15 protein-coding genes and 1 pseudogene are annotated in these 23026 nt (G+C 43.6%); 5 read left to right on the forward strand and 11 right to left on the reverse strand.

All coding sequences use genetic code 11. The features are described from left to right. Positions 1 to 337 precede the first annotated feature (337 nt). Together OCV20_RS21245 and OCV20_RS21250 are read right to left on the reverse strand one after the other, a co-directional pair. Entirely contained in the window at positions 338 to 3115 is a 2778-nt protein-coding gene (locus OCV20_RS21245; RefSeq protein ID WP_261881442.1) for a glycosyl hydrolase family 18 protein, read from the reverse strand. A gap of 300 nt (positions 3116 to 3415) precedes the next feature. After that, positions 3416 to 4267 carry an IS5 family transposase gene (locus tag OCV20_RS21250; protein ID WP_261881443.1) on the reverse strand — a complete coding sequence of 284 codons (852 nt, stop codon included), beginning with the start codon at positions 4265 to 4267 and terminating at the stop codon, positions 3416 to 3418. A gap of 185 nt (positions 4268 to 4452) precedes the next feature. On the opposite strand from OCV20_RS21250, the gene OCV20_RS21255 reads away from it, so the two are divergent. Together OCV20_RS21255 and OCV20_RS21260 are read left to right on the forward strand one after the other, a co-directional pair. Then, a complete protein-coding gene (locus tag OCV20_RS21255; RefSeq protein ID WP_157896373.1) occupies positions 4453 to 4665 on the forward strand; it encodes an Ig-like domain-containing protein in 213 nt (70 codons plus the stop codon). Between the two features lie 214 nt (positions 4666 to 4879). Beyond that, a complete protein-coding gene (locus OCV20_RS21260) occupies positions 4880 to 5065 on the forward strand; it encodes a hypothetical protein (RefSeq protein ID WP_086775921.1) in 186 nt (61 codons plus the stop codon). 359 nt (positions 5066 to 5424) lie between these two features. On the opposite strand, the gene OCV20_RS21265 is transcribed toward OCV20_RS21260, so the two are convergent. Both OCV20_RS21265 and OCV20_RS21270 read right to left on the reverse strand, forming a co-directional pair. Next, complete coding sequence (locus OCV20_RS21265; protein ID WP_261881444.1) at positions 5425 to 7275, reverse strand: glycosyl hydrolase family 18 protein; 1851 nt, start codon at positions 7273 to 7275, stop codon at positions 5425 to 5427. Between the two features lie 296 nt (positions 7276 to 7571). Then, positions 7572 to 8957 carry an NHL repeat-containing protein gene (locus tag OCV20_RS21270; RefSeq protein WP_261881445.1) on the reverse strand — a complete coding sequence of 462 codons (1386 nt, stop codon included), beginning with the start codon at positions 8955 to 8957 and terminating at the stop codon, positions 7572 to 7574. A gap of 172 nt (positions 8958 to 9129) precedes the next feature. Between OCV20_RS21270 and OCV20_RS21275 the strand changes: the two genes are divergently transcribed. Next, positions 9130 to 11025, forward strand: a complete 1896-nt coding sequence (locus tag OCV20_RS21275; protein ID WP_086775605.1) for an Ig-like domain-containing protein — start codon at positions 9130 to 9132, stop codon at positions 11023 to 11025. A 454-nt stretch (positions 11026 to 11479) separates the two neighbouring features. Here the strand turns inward: OCV20_RS21275 and OCV20_RS21280 are convergent. From OCV20_RS21280 to OCV20_RS21305, 6 genes and pseudogenes are all read right to left on the reverse strand, one after another. Continuing rightward, positions 11480 to 12458: pseudogene (locus tag OCV20_RS21280) on the reverse strand (IS3 family transposase). Positions 12459 to 12508: 50 nt separating this feature from the next. Continuing rightward, entirely contained in the window at positions 12509 to 12736 is a 228-nt protein-coding gene (locus tag OCV20_RS21285) for a hypothetical protein (protein WP_086775604.1), read from the reverse strand. A gap of 106 nt (positions 12737 to 12842) precedes the next feature. After that, a complete protein-coding gene (locus OCV20_RS21290) occupies positions 12843 to 14552 on the reverse strand; it encodes a S8 family peptidase (protein ID WP_086775603.1) in 1710 nt (569 codons plus the stop codon). A 273-nt stretch (positions 14553 to 14825) separates the two neighbouring features. Further along, positions 14826 to 15299: a hypothetical protein gene (locus OCV20_RS21295; RefSeq protein WP_086775602.1), complete on the reverse strand. Its 474-nt coding sequence runs from the start codon at positions 15297 to 15299 to the stop codon at positions 14826 to 14828. A gap of 64 nt (positions 15300 to 15363) precedes the next feature. Then, the gene (locus OCV20_RS21300) at positions 15364 to 16722 is read right to left on the reverse strand and encodes a DUF1552 domain-containing protein (protein ID WP_086775601.1); all 1359 of its coding nucleotides are present in this window, start codon (positions 16720 to 16722) and stop codon (positions 15364 to 15366) included. After that, positions 16722 to 21017: a DUF1592 domain-containing protein gene (locus OCV20_RS21305; protein ID WP_261881446.1), complete on the reverse strand. Its 4296-nt coding sequence runs from the start codon at positions 21015 to 21017 to the stop codon at positions 16722 to 16724. The genes OCV20_RS21300 and OCV20_RS21305 overlap by 1 nt, the downstream gene beginning before the upstream one ends. Before the next feature lie 10 nt (positions 21018 to 21027). Here OCV20_RS21305 and OCV20_RS21310 point away from each other — a divergent pair, with 10 nt between their 5' ends. Then, a complete protein-coding gene (locus OCV20_RS21310; RefSeq protein WP_261881447.1) occupies positions 21028 to 21150 on the forward strand; it encodes a hypothetical protein in 123 nt (40 codons plus the stop codon). Positions 21151 to 21222: 72 nt separating this feature from the next. Continuing rightward, on the forward strand, positions 21223 to 22536 hold the full coding sequence (locus OCV20_RS21315) for an IS4 family transposase (protein ID WP_086775497.1): 1314 nt from the start codon (positions 21223 to 21225) through the stop codon (positions 22534 to 22536). A gap of 7 nt (positions 22537 to 22543) precedes the next feature. Here the strand turns inward: OCV20_RS21315 and OCV20_RS21320 are convergent, their stop codons facing one another. Further along, positions 22544 to 23020: an Ig-like domain-containing protein gene (locus OCV20_RS21320; RefSeq protein ID WP_261881448.1), complete on the reverse strand. Its 477-nt coding sequence runs from the start codon at positions 23018 to 23020 to the stop codon at positions 22544 to 22546. Between the last annotated feature and the right edge of the window lie 6 nt (positions 23021 to 23026).

Below are 23026 nucleotides of genomic sequence, written 5' to 3' on the forward strand. Positions count from 1 at the left end.
AATGATCACTTATGTCAATCTTAAGCAGCTTGTTTGTATTGGAGCAGATTATAATGAACATGCCTTCAGATCCAATGAGGCAGTCAAATAACGATATATTCACAAATATCGAAGATCGTTAGATTATTAATTCCATCATTAATAATTTTCCAAGTATGAGACTTATTGCTTTCTACTACCCCTAAATTTCTTTTGCTAAATTAATCTGGCCAGAAGAACAAGACCTAAACTTATCTGACCAGATCCCTCGATTATATTAAATTTGAAGCGTCAGATTTAAACCACCACTTCAATTAGACTAGCAAGGCACATTTAACTATCTGTTAGTTTATTCTTGCTACCACAGTACCCACTCTCCTAGTTTTGGTCGCCAAATAGACTCACTTCCAGGTTCAACAGTATATGTATTATTTACCCTAAAGTTTTCATCAAGCGACTCAACTGTCAAAGGCATAGTTGATACATTGGCAATTTTCACGAAGCTATCTGCCCACGCAGACAAATTGGGGTAAGGTAATTGTAAAGCTTTATCGCTGGGTTCGAATACAACCACGTTTGTCTTGTACATCTGATGCGGGCGGGCAAATAGACTTTGTTGTACCTCAGAAAAGTTATCTGAATACAAATGCTCCCAGTGGTTACCACTAGTATAAAGTACAGGTAACGTTTTTGATTCTACTACTTCACCATTCACTCCTCCTTGTTTCACATTAAATGTGATATGACCAGGTTCGCCTACAGTGTGATGATAGTCACCGACAACGCCAAATTTTCCATTATCAGCACTTTGTAAAAGCAGTTCATTTTTCTCTGCTTTGCATACGGAACCTGTGCAAGTAAAAAGGTGGTCTCCATTTTCAAGTATAGCTTCAGCATAAAAATCTTGGATTTTATCTACAACTGAGTGATTAAAAGCCATAGCCGGAGCAACTATTGATGGATAAAGGTCATTTAATAGGGAGCCGATGTTGGTCAACTTTTCACACATACGATCTGACATTTTTTGCTTTTCGATACCGATAAAACCGCAACTATTTATTAACTTATCCATATTGAGCATAGTATTGGTTGCTTTATACCCTAGTGCATCACGTGCCGCATTTAGATGATAGCCAGGATCATGATCCGCCATCCACGCAAAGACACCACCCAGATTGTTGTCTTTAGCAAATTTCGCTTTGGCATAGACCGAACGTGGGGTTTCAATACTTAAGAACTGTTTGCTCTGCTCATTGTACAAAAAATCGGCATTTGCATCTGTATCTGTATACAGTTCGAAGCCTTGTAACCCACTCACTCCTGCGTCTGAATAGCCCACGACTTTACCTTCGTAGTCGAACAGTTCAGATACACCTTCTTGATAACTATCATTGTTTGATAAACCCGGCGTGAACGTCCCTACAAGAGGCGAAACACTGTTAATATTCGCGTTACCCGCATTACGGCTGTAGTTAGCGTAACCAATATGAATTTTATTAGCTGGGATTTGGAGAACATCGATCATGTAGTTAATAGCATTTTCTGCAGAGTTAAACTCTTCACCATTTTCGCCAACATAAGACAAACTACCCGATAGGTTTGTTTGATGCGCTAAGCGTGTTTGCCACTCGCCCATAAAGTCGTAACTCATCAAGTGAATTGAGTCCAAACCGTTATCAATAAGTGCTTTCAAGTTTGAAGCATCTAGCTTATCCGTTGGGGCACCAGCTGCGATCGCGATTTTCTTGTTAGACATGCCTTTGTTATCCAACGCCGTGCGCAACTCTTTAATAAGTAACTCATAGTTTTTGCCATCATCACTAGACTCAGAGTTCCCTTCTAAACCGCCACCGCCTGGGTATTCCCAATCGATATCGATTTGATCAAACATAGGGTAGTTAACGAACCACTGAACAGCACTGTTCACAAATACACTACGGCTTTCGGCTGAACTAACCATACGAGAGAATGGTTCAGACAAAGACCAACCACCAACACTAAACGCTAACTCCAAAGAGGGTTTCAGTTTTTTAGCTTCTCTGAGTACAGCGATGAGTCCACCAGCGTTTTCTTGCCCATGTTCAAACTGAGCAGTTGACCATGCTGGACCACCAGCGCCAAGATCCGACTGATAGTCTGCCTGAGGGTCGGTAAACACAATAGTATAATCCGCATAAGGGACCCGAGAGTCGTCATCAAGATACTTACCATTTTCACAGACAGACTCAATCGAGTTAACAGCGGTACCCGTACCTTGCGTACCACAGATGCCCATAAAGGAATAAACGAGCTTATCGTAATGGTTTACAACATCTTGAACATCAAACTTACGCCCATAATGCCCCCAGTTAGAAAAGTAGGCTGACACAGGTAAAAGAGAAGCATCAGCTTGATAACTGTTGAACACCTTTTCTGCATCTTCCCACGTGTCTGAAGTTTTCACATCATAAAATGGCGAACATGAACTGAGGGTAGTTGGAGCACCATACTTATAGCCTATCACACTGCAGGCTTGAACTTGCTTTACTTTTGGCTCCGTCGCTTCACCACGGAGATAGAGGTTGTTTGTATGTGGATCGAGACCACTATCAGCCATATAATTAGCAAGCACATCCCCGTTAGTTGTTTTATGCTCTTGATATATAAAATTGGTTATACCTTCGGTTACGATTGAGTCAGTCAGAGAAATTATGTCATCTCCCGTATATAACTCGTCGTTACGCAATATTTGAACTTTTAGTTCGGCCAAATTCACATCGGAGCGGCTCTCTATTGTCCAGCTATATTCGGACGATGAATAAGTTATACTTGTACAGAGCTCCTCTTTATCTAAAACACAGAACGTCAGATATTGTCCTACCTTGTCTTTTAAGTAATAAGGGCTTTTAGACAGGACCTCGCCATCTCGGCCTCTCCAGTTCAAATCAATCCTATCCCCAAACTCATTGAAGTTTGTTACTAAGTTACCTTGATAGTAACCAAATAAAACATCTCCTTTATCAACAATTTTAACGTCATTCGCTAAAGCCAGTGACGGCAAAAATAGAGCTACAAAAAACCTTTTAAACTTAACAACCACTATATTAACACTCCCCATGAATTGATTTAGATTACCTGTTAAATCCAAAGCTAACAAAGAAAGTTGATTTGAAACATAGCATTATTTCGTAGCGGCCCACGCTGTTTGCCTAACGATAGACCACACTGAAAAACAAACTAGGCATACCAAAAAAGAAAAGAAAAGAAAAAAACGCCCAATACAACTGAGTAAACATGCTTGAAAATAAATCAAATTTACTAACGCAATGGCTTTTTATTTCTATGAAAACTATTTCACCTCAGTCATGTGTACCTTTCGTGACGCTTACTTTATTGTTTGGTTGGGCTTTGTTGCGCAATTAAATTTAGAAATAGAGCCCCCTGTTTCTCATGCTTTTTAGTCAACACGACAAGTTTCAGGCATGCCTAACCCAGTGAGCTTGTTCAACGCTTTTATCATCGCGTAAGTTTCACCCACCTGTGCATTGTAATTTCTTAAGCTCAATCGTCCTCCTAGCAACTGTTTAGCTCGATACATCGCCGTTTCTGTGGGTGAGCGTTTGTGGTAACCATACCGCTCTTTCCAATACTTGTTTGAGCCGTATGACTTCTGGCAGCCTACTGCAAGATTTCGAGGATGACCACGCTCCCAGAAGGCAGCCCCTTCTCTTGGGGGAATAAGCGCAACGGCTCGCTTCATCTTAATAGCTGCGTGACACGCTCTCGTGTCGTAAGCGCCATCACCAGACACCTCAAGGATACTTCGGCGTGTTTGTTTCAGTAAGTTAGGAAGGACTTCGCTATCTGTAACCGTCGATAAACTTAGCTCGGCTGCAATAATTTCATGAGTGCTTGTATCAACGGCAATATGCAGCTTTCGCCAGACTCTACGCTTGCCATCCGTCCCGTGTTTTTTGACTTTCCATTCGCCTTCGCCATAAACCTTAAGGCCCGTCGCATCAATGGCTAGGTACTGTATTGCTCCTTTCATTTTAGTCTTAAATGAAACCTCAACTTGCTTTGCTCTACGACTGATGCAAGTGTAATGCGGACAGCTTAATGGAACATGGGCAAGTCCAAATACTGAGTCGATAAATCCTTGCAGCGCTCTCAATGGCATAGAAAAAACTCGTTTCACCATGAGCGCTGTCGTGATAGCCAAATCACTGAACCGACGTGGTCTCCCGCGGTTAATGAGTGATTGGTTGTATAGTTTCCAGTTGATTGTTTTGTAACGAGGTTTAGGCATAGGGCTACGAGAAGTCGTGGACGTAGCTGATCAGATCATGGGTTCTTGGTTTAGTTCCACTGAATTACGCAACAAAGCCGTTTGGTTGTTATGATTCCTCGGAAGGATTTCGAGGTGAAGAACCGTCTGAGCGACCATCAATCAATACACCTAGCATAAGTGCTCAAGACTTCCAAGTATCGTCTATGAAGATGGATTCCGAATCCGTTATCATCGATGCTACCGACTATGTTATTAACAGTACCGAAACTAAACCGATGTTAAACGAGGTATCCGGGGCGCAGTTCGGTACTGTAAAAATCATTCCAGAAACTCTCAAATTCACTTATACACCCAACACCCTGGCCTACGGTGTAGAGACTTTGACCTATACCGTAACAGGCAATAAAGAGCAGTAAGCATCCGCTCGAATTCAAATTGTTATTGACGCTCCCAATCCTCCACAAATTTCGGATATTTTGATAACTGCACATTCCGACTTGTTAACCACAGTTGTAACATGTAACGATTGTGATTTAGCCCAAACTGCCTATCAATATGACATAGACGGAAACTCAGTTAGTAATGATAGTGAGCAGTAACGCGTGTAAAACCAGTAAAGGAAGGCTGATTGTGACTGGTGGTCGTATAACTTCGGTCAGCAGTTATAACAATGATTCTCACCTTGGCCAAACAATCAGTGCCCTAAAAAATGATAAAACGAAAGAGGGGGTAATTGTGTCATTGGGTACTTTTGTTGCTCCTCCGCCAAGCGATGAGTTGTATGGCGGATTAACTGAGCTCAAAAAAACAACTTAACTTTTAACGGTCTAACCTCTCTGCTATCCGTAAGTAGTTTTTGGTCCGTAACGCATAGATTCCTATGACTTGGGATATACATCCAAAGAACTACGCTACATTCATGTTCAACTGTTTAGCACATATCACTATGCGTTATGAGATAGTAAAGTGTTGATTTTCGGTAGACAAAAGCCCTATGAGGACTGCTCACAGGGCTTTACCCCCCCATATCATAAAATCCGTTTATTACGATAGAAACCACATAAAAATGCCAACTTAGCGGTGGCATTTACGTTTTGGCATCGAACTATATCTGACTTAACGTCACTTATGATGTTACTCGATATAAACCAAGCTCATTAGAACAAAGAAGGTTACTAATAATCCCAATAACGTCGATGTCTACTCCCCTCAGTTGTGCCAATTGTTTTTGTCTGCCCTGCAGAAATAACTCCAGGGGCGGTATTTCCGCCACCAAACAGTCGAATCAACCCTGAAGATTTGTTTTTAATAGTGATTTTTAAACCCGGAGCTGGATTGCCAAGTCGAACTAAATCATACATTGGGTTAAAAGCCTCTGCTTCTTCTGGTATTTCGACAGTCAGATGCCCTTCACTTAATAACTGGCTCATTTCTTGATTAAGCTGTTTAACCTGCTCTGGGGTTGATAGAAGTACTGCGCCGTTATTAGTGATGCGATTACACTGCATTGGCGTTAGAGTTGTATGGTTTAGATCGGTATAGCCACAATCATTGACTAATGTACTCATATCCAAAACGGTATGTGTAGTGTTGTAACCTAGTCCCACTCTTGCGGCATTTAAGTGGTAGCCAGGATCGTGATCCGCCATCCACGTAAACACACCTCCTAAATTGTTTTGTCTTGCAAATCGGGCTTTCGCGTAGGTTGAACGTGGTGTTTCAATACTCAAGAACTGTTTATTTTGTGCATTAAACAAAAAGTCGGCGTTAGCATCCGTATCGGTATAGACTTCATACCCTTGTAACCCACTCACTCCTGAGTCTGAATAGTCCACAACTTTACCTTCGTAGTCGAACAGTTCAGATACACCTTCTTCATAACTATCATTATTCGATAAGCCCGGTGTGAACGTCCCTACAAGAGGCGAAACACTGTTAATATTCGCTTTACCCGCATTACGGCTGTAGTTAGCGTAACCAATATGAATTTTATTAGCCGGGATTTGGAGAACATCGATCATGTAGTTGATAGCATTTTCTGCAGAGTTAAACTCTTCACCATTTTCGCCAACATAAGACAAACTACCCGATAGGTTTGTTTGATGCGCTAAGCGTGTTTGCCACTCACCCATAAAGTCGTAACTCATCAAGTGAATCGAGTCTAAACCGTTATCAATAAGTGCTTTCAAGTTTGAAGCATCTAGCTTATCCGTTGGCGCACCAGCTGCGATCGCGATTTTCTTGTTAGACATGCCTTTGTTATCCAACGCCATTCGCAACTCTTTAATAAGTAACGCATAGTTTTTGCCATCATCGCTAGACTCAGAGTTCCCTTCTAAACCACCACCGCCAGGGTATTCCCAATCGATATCGATTTGATCAAACATTGGATAGTTAGCAAACCATTGAACCGCACTATTGATAAATATGGCGCGGTTCTCAGCTGAACCAGCCATACGAGAAAACGGTTCAGATAAAGACCAACCACCAACACTAAACGCTAATTCTAACGAAGGTTTCAGTTCTTTAGCTTCTCTGAGTACAGCGATGAGTCCACCAGCGTTTTCTTGCCCATGTTCAAACTGAGCAGTTGGCCATGCTGCACCACCAGCGCCAAGATCCGACTGATAGTCTGCCTGAGGGTCGGTAAACACAATAGTATAATCCGCATAAGGAACCCGAGAGTCGTCATCAAGATACTTACCATTTTCACAGACAGACTCAACCGAGTTAACAGCGGTACCCGTACCTTGCGTACCACAGATGCCCATAAAGGAATAAACGAGCTTATCGTAATGGTTTACAACATCTTGAACATCAAACTTACGCCCATAATGCCCCCAGTTAGAAAAGTAGGCTGACACAGGTAAAAGAGAAGCATCAGCTTGATAACTGTTGAACACCTTTTCTGCATCTTCCCACGTGTTTGGTTGAGCATTTGAATTTGGTGAGTAAATGCCACTCAGTGATGCTATAACACTTAAAGTAATTAAGCTTTTAGATAACATTGTATTACTTTCATTCATTTTATTAATTTCCCTATTTAGCCGAATGGCTGATAGCTAATTTAAGTAATTATAATTAGGAAATATATAGCATCAAAAAAAAATAAAATATAAAAAAGTGCTAAAATAATCAATGCTACATTCTATATCATAACACCCGTCGTTTATTTAATGTGGCGAGTTTTAAATATAGAAATAAGCAAAAACAAAAACCATCAACATCCTTCAAAAATAAGAACGGCTCTGAAATTAGCAAATACTACACGATAAAGCGTTTGCCGTTCTAACTAACAGTTATATTGAAGGCTTATTTAATACTACATGCATTTTGCAAAGTCGGTATAACTCGAACGTAGGTATTCATTTTGATAATAAGGTGTTAAGTACCCTAATTCATCCACAGAATAATCACTTACGTCAACCTTAAACAATTTATTTTTCTCGGGATAGAGTACGATTAAGTTTCCTTCAGAGTCAAATGAGGACGTTGCGTAGCCATCTACTCCCGAAATATCGAGGGTTGCTAGTCTACTAATCTTCATTTCTGACAAATCAACTTCGACGAGATCTTTAAAATAAATACCGTAGGCGACATTATTTCGCTTTGGGTAAAATGAAATATCATGTGGCATCGCTTGACTCCCCTTTAATGACAACGTTTTCCATGCGTTGCTTTCTCCATCAAGCTTTAATGAGTGTATGACCGCACTTATGCCTTGTTCCATAAGAATCGAAGACCTAGTACTATTAAACAGATAATAAGTACCTTGGTTGACGGTCCCCCCCGAAGGGTATATGGACATAGGAGGATGCTCAACGATGCTTCCACTTGTATCACTAGGGTCTTTCGGGTTTATTTTTATTAACCTCATGATACTTTCATTCCAAGCATAAAGGTAACCATCGTTAAGATTACAACCAAGGGCTTCAAGTCTGCCACCAACACCGGTATAACGATCCCACATGTATTCCGTCAGACCTGTACGGACATCAAACTTGAAAAGCTTACTTGGGTTGCTGTCAATAGCGTACATCTCTGAAGTTTTCACATCATAAAATGGCGAACATGAACTGAGGGTGGTTGGAGTACCATACTTATATCCTACCACACTGCAGGCTTGAACTTGCTTTACTTTTGGCTCCGTCGCTTCACCACGGAGATAGAGGTTGTTTGTATGTGGATCGAGACCACTATCAGCCATATAATTAGCAAGCACATCCCCGTTAGTTGTTTTATGCTCTTGATATATAAAATTGGTTATACCTTCGGTTACGATTGAGTCAGTCAGAGAAATTATGTCATCTCCCGTATATAACTCGTCGTTACGCAATATTTGAACTTTTAGTTCGGCCAAATTCACATCGGAGCGGCTCTCTATTGTCCGGCTATATTCGGACGATGAATAAGTTATACTTGTACAGAGCTCCTCTTTATCTAAAACACAGAACGTCAGATATTGTCCTACCTTGTCTTTTAAGTAATAAGGGCTTTTAGACAGGACCTCGCCATCTCGGCCTCTCCAGTTCAAATCAATCCTATCCCCAAACTCATTGAAGTTTGTTACTAAGTTACCTTGATAGTAACCAAATAAAACATCTCCTTTATCAACAATTTTAACGTCATTCGCTAAAGCCAGTGACGGCAAAAATAGAGCTACAAAAAACCTTTTAAACTTAACAACCACTATAATTAACACTCCCATGAATTGATTTAGATTACCTGTTAAATCCAAGTTAACAAAGAAAGTTGATTTGAAACATAGCATTATGTCGCAGCGGCCCACGCTGTTTGCCTAACGATAGATCACACTGAAAAACAAACCAGGCATACCAAAAAAAAGAAAAGAAAAAAACGCCCAATACAACTGAGTAAACATGCTTGAAAATAAGTTAAATTTACTAACGCAATTACTTTTTATTTCTATGAAAACTATTTCACTTCAGTCATGTGTACCTTTCGTGACGCTTGCTTTATTGTTTGGTTGTTATGATTCCTCGGAAGGATTTCGAGGTGAAGAACCGTCTGAGCGACCATCAATCAATACACCTAGCATAAGTGCTCAAGACTTCCAAGTATCGTCTATTAAGATGGATTCCGAATCCGTTATCATCGATGCTACCGACTATGTTATTAACAGTACCGAAACTAAACCGATGTTAAAAGAGGTATCCGGAGCGCAGTTCGGTACTGTAAAAATCATTCCAGGAACTCTCGAATTCACTTATACACCCAACAACCTGGCCTACGGTGTAGAGACGTTGACCTATACCGTAACAGACAATAAAGAGCAGCAAGCATCCGCTCGAATTCAAATTGGTATTGACGCTCCCAATCCTCCACAAATTTCGGATATTTTGATAACTGAACATTCCGACTTGTTAACCACAGTTGTAACATGTAGCGATTGCGATTTGGCTCAAACTGCCTATCAATATGACATAGACGGAAACTCAGTTAGTAATGATAGCGAGCACTACTCTCTTAATGATGGCGATAAAGCTCGTGAAATTGGTGTGACGGTTACCGTTAAAAGCAAGTATTGTAATGTTGTGAGCAGTAACGCGTGTAAAACCAGTAAAGGAAGGCTGATTGTGACTGGTGGTCGTATAACTTCGGTCAGCAGTTATAACAATGATTCTCACCTTGGCCAAACAATCAGTGCCCTAAAAAATGATAATTCAGTGTTTACATGGAGTTTTTTCGATAACCAACACGTGTCTTTTCCGACCGACAAGCCGCGTATAAGTACAACAAATGCTCGAAACACAGCAGTCCTTACCGAAGCTCATAGAGTCTCCATAATCGCATTAAACGGTATCCCAAATGACACAGGTGGCGACACTAGTCTTGTAGACGATAAACTGTTTGACATAGTGAGTATAACGGCAAACCTAGATGCGTTTGCTGCGTTAAGGAACGATGGTCGTATTATAACCTGGGGTCATCCAAACAGTGGAGCTGTAGACTTTTCCGAAACACTCACTAACATTACCAACATTTGGGGAGGCTACGTTCGATTTCTAGCAAAGAATAAAGATGGTGACCTAGCAGAATGGGGGGGAACCGAATGTTACGACAAACCGAATGACTGTATTAGCATCGCCGATATCCAGCAAGAACTTGGTGATGTTACCGATGTCATTTTTAATAGTGGAGCTACTGCAGCTATTAATGATAACGGCACTGTGACAACTTGGGGGGTGCAAGCATCTGGAGGAAATACCTCTGACGTCAAAGAGGCTCTTAAAGATGTACAAGATGTGTTCGCTTCACCGAAAGGATTCACTGCGCTTAGAAGCGATGGCTCTTTAGTTGTTTGGGGAGAAGTTGATACTCGAGGCCTGACAGCTAACTCCGATGGTTCTTGGTCTACAACACCGGCTGGACGTATTAGTAATGGTTCCTGTTATAATAACGGTTGCGTAGGGATTCTTGAAAATAACACTGTTGTAGCTTGGGGAAAGTTTCACGAATATGCAGACGTATTAGAGGCCGACTATGTTACCATTGGCGCAGATGGTTTTATTGTTGTGCATAAAGACGGTACTGTAACTGGTTGGGGTGAAGACGGTTCAATCGCACTAGCAGCAAACACTGAGCCTTTTAAGTCTCAGTTAATAAATGTAACCCAAGTTATTGCTAGTCAAATCGGTTTTACTGCGCTAACGAAAGAGGGGAAAGTTGTGTCATTGGGTACTTTTGTCGCTACTCCGCCAAGCGATGAGTTGTATGGCGGATTGACTGAGCTCAAAAAGCAACTCAACTTTTAATGGTCTAATCTCTCTGCTATCCGTAAGTGTTTTTTAGTCCGTAACGCATAGATTCCTATGACTTAGGATATACATCCCAAGAACTACGCTACATTCATGTTCAACTGTTTAGCACATATCATCATGCATTACGATATAGTAAAGCGTTGATTTTATTAGATAAAATCCCTGTGGGGGGGGCTACTCACAGGGCTTTATTTTTGCTCTTATTAATGAGTATAAACATCATATCTAGGAGCGCTAGTTATACGTGGTGTTACAGTTAAACTCCCCCTAGGATTACCGAACTACTGTATGGTCTACTCCATAAACATTCGCCATTGACAATAGTAGCTTACCAATCCGTCCCAGATGACATACAACCTTACCGCTAGGTTGAATGGGTAGTCGAATTTTATCACAAACTATTAGGTCATTCGAATCATGATCCTACCCATAATCCACCTTGTAGTGGTCAACAAATTCCGGACACAGATTTAAGCCGATTCTCGGCATCTACGGACGACAGCCCGCCATTTGTTTGATGAGGCCGTGCGTATTTTAGTCCATCAAATAATAGTGGATGCCTCTCTTGGCCTGAGTTTTGGATAGGTAACCTATCGCTGGGACCCATCCGGTTTTTAGACTCCTAAATAGCCTTTCCATTGGAGCATTTTCACAACAATTCCCTCGACGGCTCATACTTTGAGTTATGCAGTATCGCCAACGCCTTTAACGTTATTTACGGCTGCAATATTGACATCCTTGGTCTGATGGCTAGGTCGCCCTCGTTGCTCCCAAACCATATCCAAGACTTTACAAGTCAGCTCAGCATTTGTTTTATCTGATAGTGCCCATCCCACTACTCATCGGCTAAATAGGTCTAGCACGACGATCAGATAACTCTATTTTGCACCTGACCAGATATAAGTAATATCGCTATACCAAACTTCATTGGATGCAACAACAGAAAACTCACGCTCCAGCAGATTCGGTATATCTGACCACTCTAACTTTGCTTGCTTACAGCGATGCGAGCCAGGTTGTTAACTTGTCATTCCCGCTTCTTGCATAAACTTTCGTACTTTGAATCGACCAACTTCTAAGCCCTCAGAGCGCAACATAGAAACCAGTGCTCGACTGCCAGCTGCGCCACGACTCATGTTAAAGAACTCCTTAACTCGGCTAGCTAACCGAATGCAATATGCATCCGGCTTCCGCTGCTTAAACTCGTAATAACAGGAAGACGCGACATCGAACAACCCACAAAGCATTTTGACCGTTTCGCGCTCACTCACCTGCTCAATTAGAGAGAACGTTCGAGTTCGTCCGACATTAAGAGAGCGCGCTGCCTCAGCTATTGAGTAGCCTTGGTCGAGAACCAAACTCGCAGCATCCACTTTGAACTCGGAGGAAAATGTACGTCGTTGTCGTTTTGTCGTTGAACACCTCATTTACAGTGGAGACTTTACCACCTAATTTGGTGTCCGGGATCATTAAACCACTACACGTTAAGTTCCACGTTAGTAAAAATACCAAATACCGCACTGGTACTCCCGCTATACGGCACCGACGCCCCCATAGCTTGAGCCACCGTTGCCCAAATAAGCTGTTGGTCGACTTGTCGCCCTGCAGCCCACTGATTCCGTTCGCCTTGAGAGCGGATATCGAAATAACGTCCTTGACCATCACCGCTCTTGAGAAGGCCTGATACACCACCAACTAACAGCATAGGTTGGTTATATTGATCATTTCAGAAGTAATCACCACGAGTGTGTGGTCCAACAATGAATCTGAAGGGACATGAGGAGACAGCTCATCCGAGGTTAGTGAGTGGTCTATTTATCACATTGGTTATATTGGCTGCTATTCACTTTACGCCAAACGCCCCACTGGCCATCAGAACCAGGCTCGTGACCTTGTGTCCACCACTGGTTATCCCACTCAGTCCCTTGCCACGTCACTCGTTGACACGGAGAAGAGTAAGTTCTACCCGCTTGCCATAGAGGAGATTGAGTCACCTCTGGAATTGGTGTCTGCACGACTGAAACTTCTGCCCTATCGGACAGCCCACCATCACTAATTGTAAGGGAGAATCGATACGTCATTTTAGCGTTAGTGTCAGCTAAACGAACGACCGTATTCGCTTCAGTTGGTGTCTCTAATATCGCTAACGGGAATGTCGGCGGAATCTGTTGCCATTGGTAGACTAACCGATCACCATCAGGATCACTTGATTTATCTCCGCTTAGTGATAAAGAGCCCGCACCTCCCAATGTGGTTTTGTCGGCTGTCACAATCGCAATTGACGCTTGGTTTGTTTCGTCTGGGGTCTGGTCATCTCCATCCGTGTTGCCTAGCAAAGTTTCAATTGCTCGTTCAAGATCAGGTTGAGTACCGATATAACGTTGATCTCCCACGGGAGTTCCTGTCTCTACCAGCAACTGACGTAACTTAGGGGCAATACTAATATCATAGGCTTTAGCTACACCAGACAACGCTGCAGTAGCTCCCGCTACAATCGGGTTGGCTGAAGATGTGCCTGCGTAGGAATCTGTATAGTTTGCATTGTAGTTACTTGATAACGAACCGTAGCCCGTAGTTACGACATCCCAACAGCCCCAACTTGAATTATCTATCCGACTACCGTAATTACTAAAGCCAGCCGTTTTACCAGACACTGCGCATACTGCTCCTACGAGATTTGAGCCTGAATCCCTTACACTACGATCATATTTTCCATTGAAGTCTGGATGGTCAAGGTTAAGGCCACCATTTCCTGCCGCCTGAATAACGTTTATGCCTTTGTCTGTTAACTCTTTAATAAAATCAAACCATAACGCAGAACTTTCCATCGGCAGCCAACAGTTCTTAGTGCAGCCTGCAACATTCCCCATACCAATCTGAATACCTATCTGGATCACATCTCCAGGCTTAAGGTAAGAAATCATAGCTGGAAAGTTATCCGACGAAGACCCGGCTCGCCCGAAGCTAGCATTATGTGCGATGCCTGTAACACCATAACCATTATTTATTCCACCCATAATTCCCATAGAAGCTGTACCGTGCTGATCTACCTGGCTTCCCGAGAATTGCACAACAGAGTTAGGCAGGTCTTCGTGCTGCTCATTCCATTGGCCAATCTCCTTCTGAATAACTGTGATCCCTGAGCCATCTCCTCCTGCTATATCCCATGCATAATATGCATCTACACCACCAACTGCATAGTTGTTTCTCTTATCTTCAGGGGCGTTTAGGTAATCTTGAATCGGTTGGTAATCTGTACCATTATAATCGTTATTATAAGTACGCTTAGTTGGCAAGCTAAATGACTCGATGGGTACTGGCCTTGCCTCGGGGAATATGTGTTCGATAGTATCTAAATTTTCGATGGAGCGAATGACACTGTTTATGAACTGATAGTCTTTCGATTTTCCATCAGGAAGTCTTATCTTAAAGTAGCGGTTCAGTATCGTATCGATACCATCCGTTTTATCCTTATATGTAAAAAATAATTCTCCCCCTTCATCCGGAAAGAATTCCGACATGAGCTCATTTTCAATTTCTTGAGTTAACTGCTCATTGTCTTCATTGCTAAATTTATAACTATCGACTCGTAATCAACACCAGTTTGTGCGTAGTCAATAATTCCCTCATTTGCGATTACCGAACAAGACATAATCGTTGATAATGCGAAACTCAAAACTTTCATAAATTTCCTTTTAGTCTCTTTGTTCTACACAGAGCGTTGTTACTAAATGCCTGCCCAATTGTGTTTAGTTGTTAATTGATTTGGCATTGTCACTACAAGTACTGCTGACTTATTTCACGACGATGTTGATTGTTGAGTTTTGGTAGGGGTTAGTCAGACCAGAAAAGAAGATGTTGTTGCGCCAAAGAACATCCTCTCCCCGTTTTGCTTCAGCTCGAACAAAATACTTTGCATCTTTGTCCAATAGACTAGTGTTGTACTCCAAAGAATAGCGAGCTAAGAACCCCGTATCGTAGTTAGCTTTTGTTGTTGTGGTCGCGACGATTTTTGCCTCTCCACTCGAATTAAATTCTTCTAAAGCTACGTGCACAGGAACCTCAACAAACTCAAGATCAGGGCTGCCTGGTTTGAGCCAACCTTGGATTACAACGGGGCTATTTTGGGGCTTAGGCGCTGTCTCTTTTTGCTCTGTCACAGAGACTTGTGAAGTCACGGTCACTTGCTTGGTAGCATCCGAACTATCGCACCCTGTCAGCGCTAATAGCGGCAAGAATAAAGCGCATCGTTGGAGAATGGTGATCATGAAATTACTCCTGAAATAAAGGGGGAAGAAACCTCCCCCCCTTTCTTTACGGCTTAAGTAAGCATTAGCTTACGTTGGTGAAAATACCGGAAACCGAGCTAGTATTTCCGCCATACGGTACTGACGTCCCCATCGCTTGAGCTACAGTGGCCCAAATACGCTGTTGATCAACCTGACGCCCTGCCGCCCAATGATTTCGGTCCCCTTGAGAAGTAATGTTCAAATAACGACCTTGACCATCACCACTCTTCAATAGGCCTGAAGCACCACCAACAAATAACATCGGTTGGTTGTACTGGTGCTCTGGAGCACCGTCAGACATTTCTGAGGTAATCACCACGAGTGTGTGGTCCAACAATGAATCTGAAGGGACATCAGGATCGGCATGACGAGAAAGCTCGTCCAAGAACAGTTTCGCCTGACGTGCATACCATTTACGGCTATCTTTCCACTCCTGCTCACTCTTATAGCGGTGCGCAAGATCGTGTGGGTTAGCACGTAGACTGGCATCTTTGATCACCACTTGGTCAGCCGAGCGTCCGACTTGGACCGTTGCTACTCGTGACACACCGCAGCTCAACGCGGTTGCTACTACCTGGTGATGGCTTGACTGAACTTGATTTCTGAAATCAGCCGACATCATCGGATGATTACTCGGCATGACAGGAGAACACTCCGCCGAAATTGGCAAGGTCGCATCCATATCAGCAACCACTTGCTCCATAGAGTCCAAATGAGTATCCAGCTTTTGTCGCTCGCTGCCTGATAGCTTTGAGCGCAACGTTTGAATATCTTGGTTGATTGGATCAAATAAGTGCTGACCGCTGTTATTTTGAGCCGTACGCGCTTTTGCGCCACTGTAGTTTGTGCCGAAAATGTTTTCGAACAACAGTGTCGGGTTACCTTGAGGCGTGCGTTTGTTCTTACCATCCCAAGAGACATACCAGTTCACACTGTCAGTCGCATGAGGACCCGCAAAAATCGAACGCTGAGAAGGATCCGTTCCCTGCATAGTTCGCCCCAATAAGACATCGATAGAAGATTGGCTTTTATTTTTATCACGCAACACTTCTGTCCAACCGTTATGCCCTGCGTTGCCTTGGCCTAAGATGATTCCTTGCAGGTATAAAGAGCGGTTTTTGTACGCAGCAAGCTCTTGGCTCACCTCATTAAGCGTAAACTGCGTGGTATCACTCGCATTAGCTTGAGCGGTATTTGGAAACCATAAACCCTCATTGAATCGACCATTAAAGCCATCTGTAGCTAGGCCATCAGGTACCACAAAGAACACCACTTTAGTTTTCGCTTGGCCTGTTGTACCTGCATGAGCGATACGGGTAAGCCCTGGCAATGACATCGGTGCTAAAACGCCAGCCCCTGCCGCGGCTTTTAGAAAACGTCTACGACTTTTTAGAAAAGACATTAGTTACTCTCCTTTTTAAATTTGAACATTTGCGACGTTGCTAGGGTTTCCAGCATTTCTGTAATCGAGCCACTCTTCTCAAGCTTTTTGGTCATGTCTTGAATGCCTGCATTTGAGTTGGCATTCGCCTCTTGTCCCATTGCATAACGGAAGTAGCTGTCTGCTAAACACTGAAGGACGGTGGCATTGGTAGGGAAGTGGGCGGAAATATCACGCACATTGTTGAACTCAAGCATCACTCGAGAACCAGAGTTATCCACCAACGGGCCTGACGCATCAATTGGTAAAGTGACACTTGGATCGTTGTATGCTGGTTCGGTCGTTCTCCATTCACCTGTCTGGCTGTAGTTCTCCATCGAAGCGCCGGTGTCATTCATGAACTCATGACATTGCCAACACTGTCCGGCCGAGGCATCTTGACCGTTAATGGTGTCCCAACGCTCACGAGTGGTAATTGGTGACTCCGGTAGCTCGATTGAGTCAGGATCGACATCCACTGGTACACCGATGGTGCGACATAGTAAGTTCTGACGAATCATTAGGCCGCGCTTGACCAAAGAGGTTGCCGCATAGTCGGAGTTCACAACGTGTGTCAGACCTTGTTGTAGCAGACCACCACGCTGGGCATTGTCGACCACAACTTTTTGAAACTCTTCGCCCGTAACACCACTAATTCCGTAGTGCTGAGCTAGTGCTCCGTTAACAAAAGTGAAGTTCGGGTTAAACAGCTCTGCGACCGTGCCCTCCCCTTCGGTTAGGAAGTAACGAATAAACTCAGCCTGCTCCTGCACCATAGCGTTGACCACTTCAGTCGTTAGACCTGGCTTTTCAGGCAGCTCTTGGACTTGGGTATGGATGTAGTAACCAATAAAGTCGGTAAATCGCGCGATGCCTCTTGAACTGGTCAGCATGCTTGCCACTTCTGCGGCGACCTGTTCGTTGGTTTCAAGCTCACCGCGAGATGCTTTCGCTAGCAGTGATTCACTTGGCGTTGTACCAAGGAAGCTGTATGAAAGCGCAGTGGCAACTTCGTACTGACTCAGCTCATAAACGTGGGCCTCATCAGTCAAAGCACCTAGCTCCGAGCGATACAAGAAATTAGGCGACAACAGCATCGACGCAACAAGATCTCTTGCTCCATATTGACCAAGGAAGGTGTTAAACCTTGATTGCTCATCAGAGGTTAGTGGACGGCGATAGATTTTCTGACCTAGTTTAGAAATGAACTGTGCTTTGTTGACATTGTCACTGTAGCCAATTGCCGTTAAATCAAGACGACTCGCGATGTCGACCGCCATCGAGTGGTACTGTTTCATGTCCTCAGTTAGGATGATGCCCTGACTAGATTGGCCAGCGAATTTAAATTCACGCTCATATTTGTCTTTCGGCAGTTTTTGCTTATCAACGGTGATGGCAAATAGATCTTGAATAGTATTCGCGTACTCAAGGTTTGTAAGTAGTCTAACTTGTCGGTCACCATACGATTCCGTTTGTCCGAGGTACTCGCTCCACACTTCATCGAATAGGTAATCCGCAATCTCTTCTGCACAGGTTAGATCACAGTGACCCGCCACTGGCATAGACATGATTTTGTCGAGCAGTGCATCGTATCCTGCGTTGTTCCACGCGTTTGCCTTATTCGCATTATCGAAGAACTCTGTTGAGTGACACGCATTACAGTTCTGCGCGATGAGATCTTCGCCAGAATTAAAGCCGATAAACTCCACATCTAAGTTGTGCTCTAAACTGGACTCATTAATCGCCACATTGAGCTTAGATGGTTGAGGGAAGTAGTTCTTTAAATATGGGAAACGAACTTCGTACGCACCGTAATCTAGCGTTTCTTCTAATGACGCACCCCAAGCGACTTCGCGCTCAAACGTTGTGTTTTGCGCTTTATCAATGAAGGTGAGACGCAAGCTAGACTCAGTGGCATTCGCAGGTTTCGCTGGGGCAGTAAAGTTAACGACACCCACCAAATCTTTCGGTTTTTCAACATACTTCAGCTCAATCGTAGCCGCTGGCGCACTATTCGAGATCGTAATCGAATGAATACGTTGCTCTGGGATAAACTCACCAACATCATTTAAACGAACCTGATAAGTACCATTTTCCAGACCATCAATGTTCATCGAAGGCGCATTCCACGCGACATGGAATTTACTTTCATGACCATTCGGATGAATCAAAGCGCCACTGACCAACTCATCACTTAAGCTGCTATCGGGTGCTTCAGTGGTTGTGAAAGTAATCTGTTTCTGGTTTGCTCCTGCTGCATCATAAGAGACGCGGTAAATTACGCTCGCTTTATCATCTGACACCAGCATTGAGCCATCGTCTAATTCGAGGAACTCAACTGGACGACCAATACATGCATCCGTTAAACACGCGTAAGATTCAACCGCTTGGCGATCTCTCATCCAACCCGTCACCAATGGACGCTCATGAATCACATCGGTACCATTTTGAATGGTCACCATACGAAGTTCTAAACCCGGGTGTTCTGGTTTACTGTTACCATGAGTCGCGTAAACAAGGTGCTGGATATTGTCTGACTGAGAATAAGCGTTCCAGAACTTCACCCCTAATGGCGCACTGTTGGTAAACACATCAAACTCAGCGCCAGCATAATCTGTCGGTTTAACCACGTCATAATCGATCTGAGGCAAAATTGCTTTTGGCGGGATGATTGGGTAGCCATCGCTGCCTTCACCACCAAGTAGTAGGTCTTGCCAGTTCGCCATCTCATTATCTGTCAGACCTCGAGTATCTTTACCAAAGAAAATTGGCGCACCAAAGTTTTGATCACCTGGGCTTGAGATACGGTTAATCTCGTCTGGGTTATCAAACTTCTGGCGGTTGTTGTCACTGAACCAGATCTCACCCGTTTTAGGGTGCCAGTCAAAGCCTACTGAGTTACGAATACCATTGGCTTGAATTTCGTACTCACCCGTTTCCAAGTCAATCGCGAAGATTGTCCCGTAAAGCTCTTCTTCTGGTGTGGTACAAATGTTACATGGAAGACCTGCAGCGGTATAAAGCTTCTTGTCCGTCGGGTCGACAGTATTGAACTTCAGTGGATGTTTTTGGTGCTGCATCCGAGTCAACCACTGCGTTGTTGGGATCGGCGTTTTGGTACCGTCAGCAGGATAAGTGAAGATCTTTTCAGCTACAGGGCGTGACTTAAAGTTCTCATTGATGTTCTCAATCTTGTATAGAGCACCTACTGTACTGTAGTAGAGATTACCATCGCGATATGCGACACCATGAGGCTCTTCGCCTTCCGCCACGACATAAGTACCGATTGGCTGTTTTGTTTGAGGATCAAGCTGAACGGCGTAAATAGTGCCACCTAAAGGTTCGCTATCTAGCATGATTGAAGAGGAGCCAACGAAGATCATGTTGTCACCCATCGCCATAGAGCGAGGTTGATAAATCCCTTCTAGATAGGTTTCAACTTTCACTCCACCTAATGGGAAAAGGGCTTCGGTTGCAATCGGTGCTCGATACAGAGCATTGATATCAATTTGTCGCTCTTCAGACTTGGAAAAATTCACTACCCAAGGTGAAAATCGGGCAACGTAGCCACTGAAACCATCAAGGTTCAATTGATACAAACAGTCTTCACCTAAACCATCAATATTGACGGTTTCGCCCCATGAGCCTTCAATTTGAGTAGTAGTACCATCCGCTGGACAATAAAGCGTGCCAGTCAAAACTTGGCCTTGCAGTTCAGCAGGAGGATTCAAGAGATCTTTATGGTCAAAGCTAGGAAAAGTGATAGCTAAACGATTGCCTTCAAAGGCTTGTTCAACATTGAATGCCACATTTTCTGAACGTGTTTGTGCACCTTTATCATCGGTAGCGACAGCGAATAGTTGATAATCGCCTTCGCTCAGCCCTTGGTGACTTAGTGTAAATGGAGCCTGACTCGAAGTACCCGCTAAAATGCCATTAATGTAGTACTCTACCTTTGCGACTTGACCATCTTCATCGTTGGTATTGGCATTCAACTCAAAAGTTGAGTTTGCTGTTACATTAGGCTGTACGACTGAGATAGACGGCGCGACGTTTGGCTCCGCATCACAAGCCCCTTCAACGTCCCATGCATCCTGCCAGAAATTACTGCCATTCCATGCAACACCTGGCTCATAGGGAGCTTGCCCACACCAGCCAAACTGCTTACATACGTAGATGGAACCATTGTTCTGAACCTTGTCGCCAAAGGCATAATTACCACCATTCTGGTACTGAGGCACATCACAACTTCCACCTGAACTCTCTCCACCAGACAAGGATTTTGCAGTGATATTGATTTCTGACGTGCGTGTTGTATTGCCTGCAGCATCAATCGCTTCCGCTACGATAGCGGTTGTGCCTTCTTGGGCGATAACAACAGCGGTATATGGCGTAATGCCGATCAGTTAAGTAAAAAAGACTGGTTGAACGATCCTCCAAGGATGTCAAAATCCGAGTGTTTCTTTAACACTCGGATTTTTTATGTTTCTTAGACAAGCCCTTAATCAAGTCCATAACTTCTCTCCAGAACAGCTCTCAGGGTTATCAGACCTGCTGTCCCCGGAACTCGTCGAACAGTGCCTCCAAGAATCTGGGGTTGCGACTATTCGAAAGCGCAGGTTACCAATGGAAATGATGGTTTGGAGTGTTTTAGGGATGTCCCTTTACCGTCATTTATCGATGGATAAAGTAGTCTCGCAACTTGATATTCTCCTACCGGGTAAGAAGCCATTCGTCGCACCTAGCGCTGTCATACAGGCACGTCACCGACTTGGTTCCGACGTTATGGAAGCCGTGTTCAATCACACTCAACGACTTTGGCACCGCAAGACTCCTCATCCCGATTGGCATGGGTTAACACTTCATGCTGTAGATGGTGTTGTGTGGAGAACACCAGACACTAAAAGTAATGATGAGCATTTTAGTAGAACAGGCAATAAAACAACGATATCTGACTACCCTCAAGTGAGAATGGTCTGCCATATGGAGCTGACCAGTCATTTACTCAACAGCGCTTCATTCGACTCAGTATCTAAAAGTGAAGTCGACCTTACGATCCCGCTTATTGAACAATCTCCCTCAAACAGCTTAACTATTTTTGACCGCGGATTTTACGCCTTGGGCTTACTGCATAAATGGCAAACCAGTGGCGATGAAAAACATTGGCTGCTCCCATTAAGAAAAGGGGCTCAATACACTGTGTTATCGAAGGTAGGCCGAGGACAAGAGCTCGTTGAGCTCAAGCTATCACCTCAAGCTCAAAAGAAGTGGGTTGATGCCCCCAAAACTCTCCAAGCTCGTTTAATCACAAAGACGATTAAAGGAAAAGAAGTCCGACTATTAACGTCAATGATAGACACGATGAAATATCCTGGTGCTGATATCGCCGAACTATATAGCCATCGTTGGGAAATAGAGTTGGGGTATCGTGAGATGAAGCAATACATGCTTCAGAACCAACTTACGTTAAGAAGCAAAAAGCCAGAGTTAGTGAATCAAGAGCTTTGGGGAATGCTGGTTGCTTACAATCTACTGCGGTTCATGATGTGTCAAATGGCCTATCATCAGAAGTCAGTGATGCCTTATCAAATCGGCTTTAAACAGGCTTCATTATTCCTTGTTGGACAGCTTCAATTATTACCAGCGGTCGCACCGGGACGAATCCCAGAAGTAATAAACTACATACTGGATATGTCAGAAAGCTTTGTTTTACCTGAGAGGCGAGAACGAAGTTACCCAAGAGCAGTAAAAAAGAGGCCTTGTCGCTATGCGACAAGGCCTCCAAGAAGACGCTAAACGATGCTTAACTTACAAGCATTACGGTATATGGCGCACTTTTCTTTGTCGCAAGTAACTCACCATTTGCATAGAAACGCACCTCAGTTAGGTCACCGTCTACATCGGAGGCTTGGGCAGCCACCACGATTGATTCGCCTGATAAAGTGTTAACATTAAACTGTGGTGAAACAATGCTGATGACAGGTGGTGTCGTTTCAACAACTGGAGCCGTGACTTTAAAGGCTTGAGGTGGAGATTCCGCTCGGTTCCCTGCGATATCATAAGCCGCTGTATGGAATGAATAGAGACCTTCGTTTACAGGAGTAAATTGAAAATTGAATGGTGGCTGTGTTTTTGTCGCTAGTTTTTGTCCATCCACATAAAACTCTACGCCAGCGAGATCGTCATCGACGTCACTAGCATCAGCAATAACATTCAAAGAATCGCCTAATTGCAGTTCGACTTGGCTTTGTTGCGTAATTAAATTTAGAGATAGAGCCAACCCGTT

The organism is Vibrio coralliirubri, from assembly GCF_024347375.1.
GTDB classification, from domain to species: domain Bacteria; phylum Pseudomonadota; class Gammaproteobacteria; order Enterobacterales; family Vibrionaceae; genus Vibrio; species Vibrio coralliirubri.

What these genes read in the sequence shown, in the direction of transcription:
- OCV20_RS21295 (WP_086775602.1), bottom strand. Translation starts at nt 15,299, where the DNA reads ATGATCACCATTCTCCAACGATGCGCTTTATTCTTGCCGCTATTAGCG.
- OCV20_RS21265 (WP_261881444.1), bottom strand. Translation starts at nt 7,275, where the DNA reads ATGAATGAAAGTAATACAATGTTATCTAAAAGCTTAATTACTTTAAGT.
- OCV20_RS21315 (WP_086775497.1), top strand. Translation starts at nt 21,223, where the DNA reads ATGTTTCTTAGACAAGCCCTTAATCAAGTCCATAACTTCTCTCCAGAA.
- OCV20_RS21270 (WP_261881445.1), bottom strand. Translation starts at nt 8,957, where the DNA reads ATGGGAGTGTTAATTATAGTGGTTGTTAAGTTTAAAAGGTTTTTTGTA.
- OCV20_RS21285 (WP_086775604.1), bottom strand. Translation starts at nt 12,736, where the DNA reads ATGCTGTTAGTTGGTGGTGTATCAGGCCTTCTCAAGAGCGGTGATGGT.
- OCV20_RS21290 (WP_086775603.1), bottom strand. Translation starts at nt 14,552, where the DNA reads ATGTCGGAATTCTTTCCGGATGAAGGGGGAGAATTATTTTTTACATAT.
- OCV20_RS21275 (WP_086775605.1), top strand. Translation starts at nt 9,130, where the DNA reads ATGCTTGAAAATAAGTTAAATTTACTAACGCAATTACTTTTTATTTCT.
- OCV20_RS21300 (WP_086775601.1), bottom strand. Translation starts at nt 16,722, where the DNA reads ATGTCTTTTCTAAAAAGTCGTAGACGTTTTCTAAAAGCCGCGGCAGGG.
- OCV20_RS21255 (WP_157896373.1), top strand. Translation starts at nt 4,453, where the DNA reads ATGAAGATGGATTCCGAATCCGTTATCATCGATGCTACCGACTATGTT.
- OCV20_RS21250 (WP_261881443.1), bottom strand. Translation starts at nt 4,267, where the DNA reads ATGCCTAAACCTCGTTACAAAACAATCAACTGGAAACTATACAACCAA.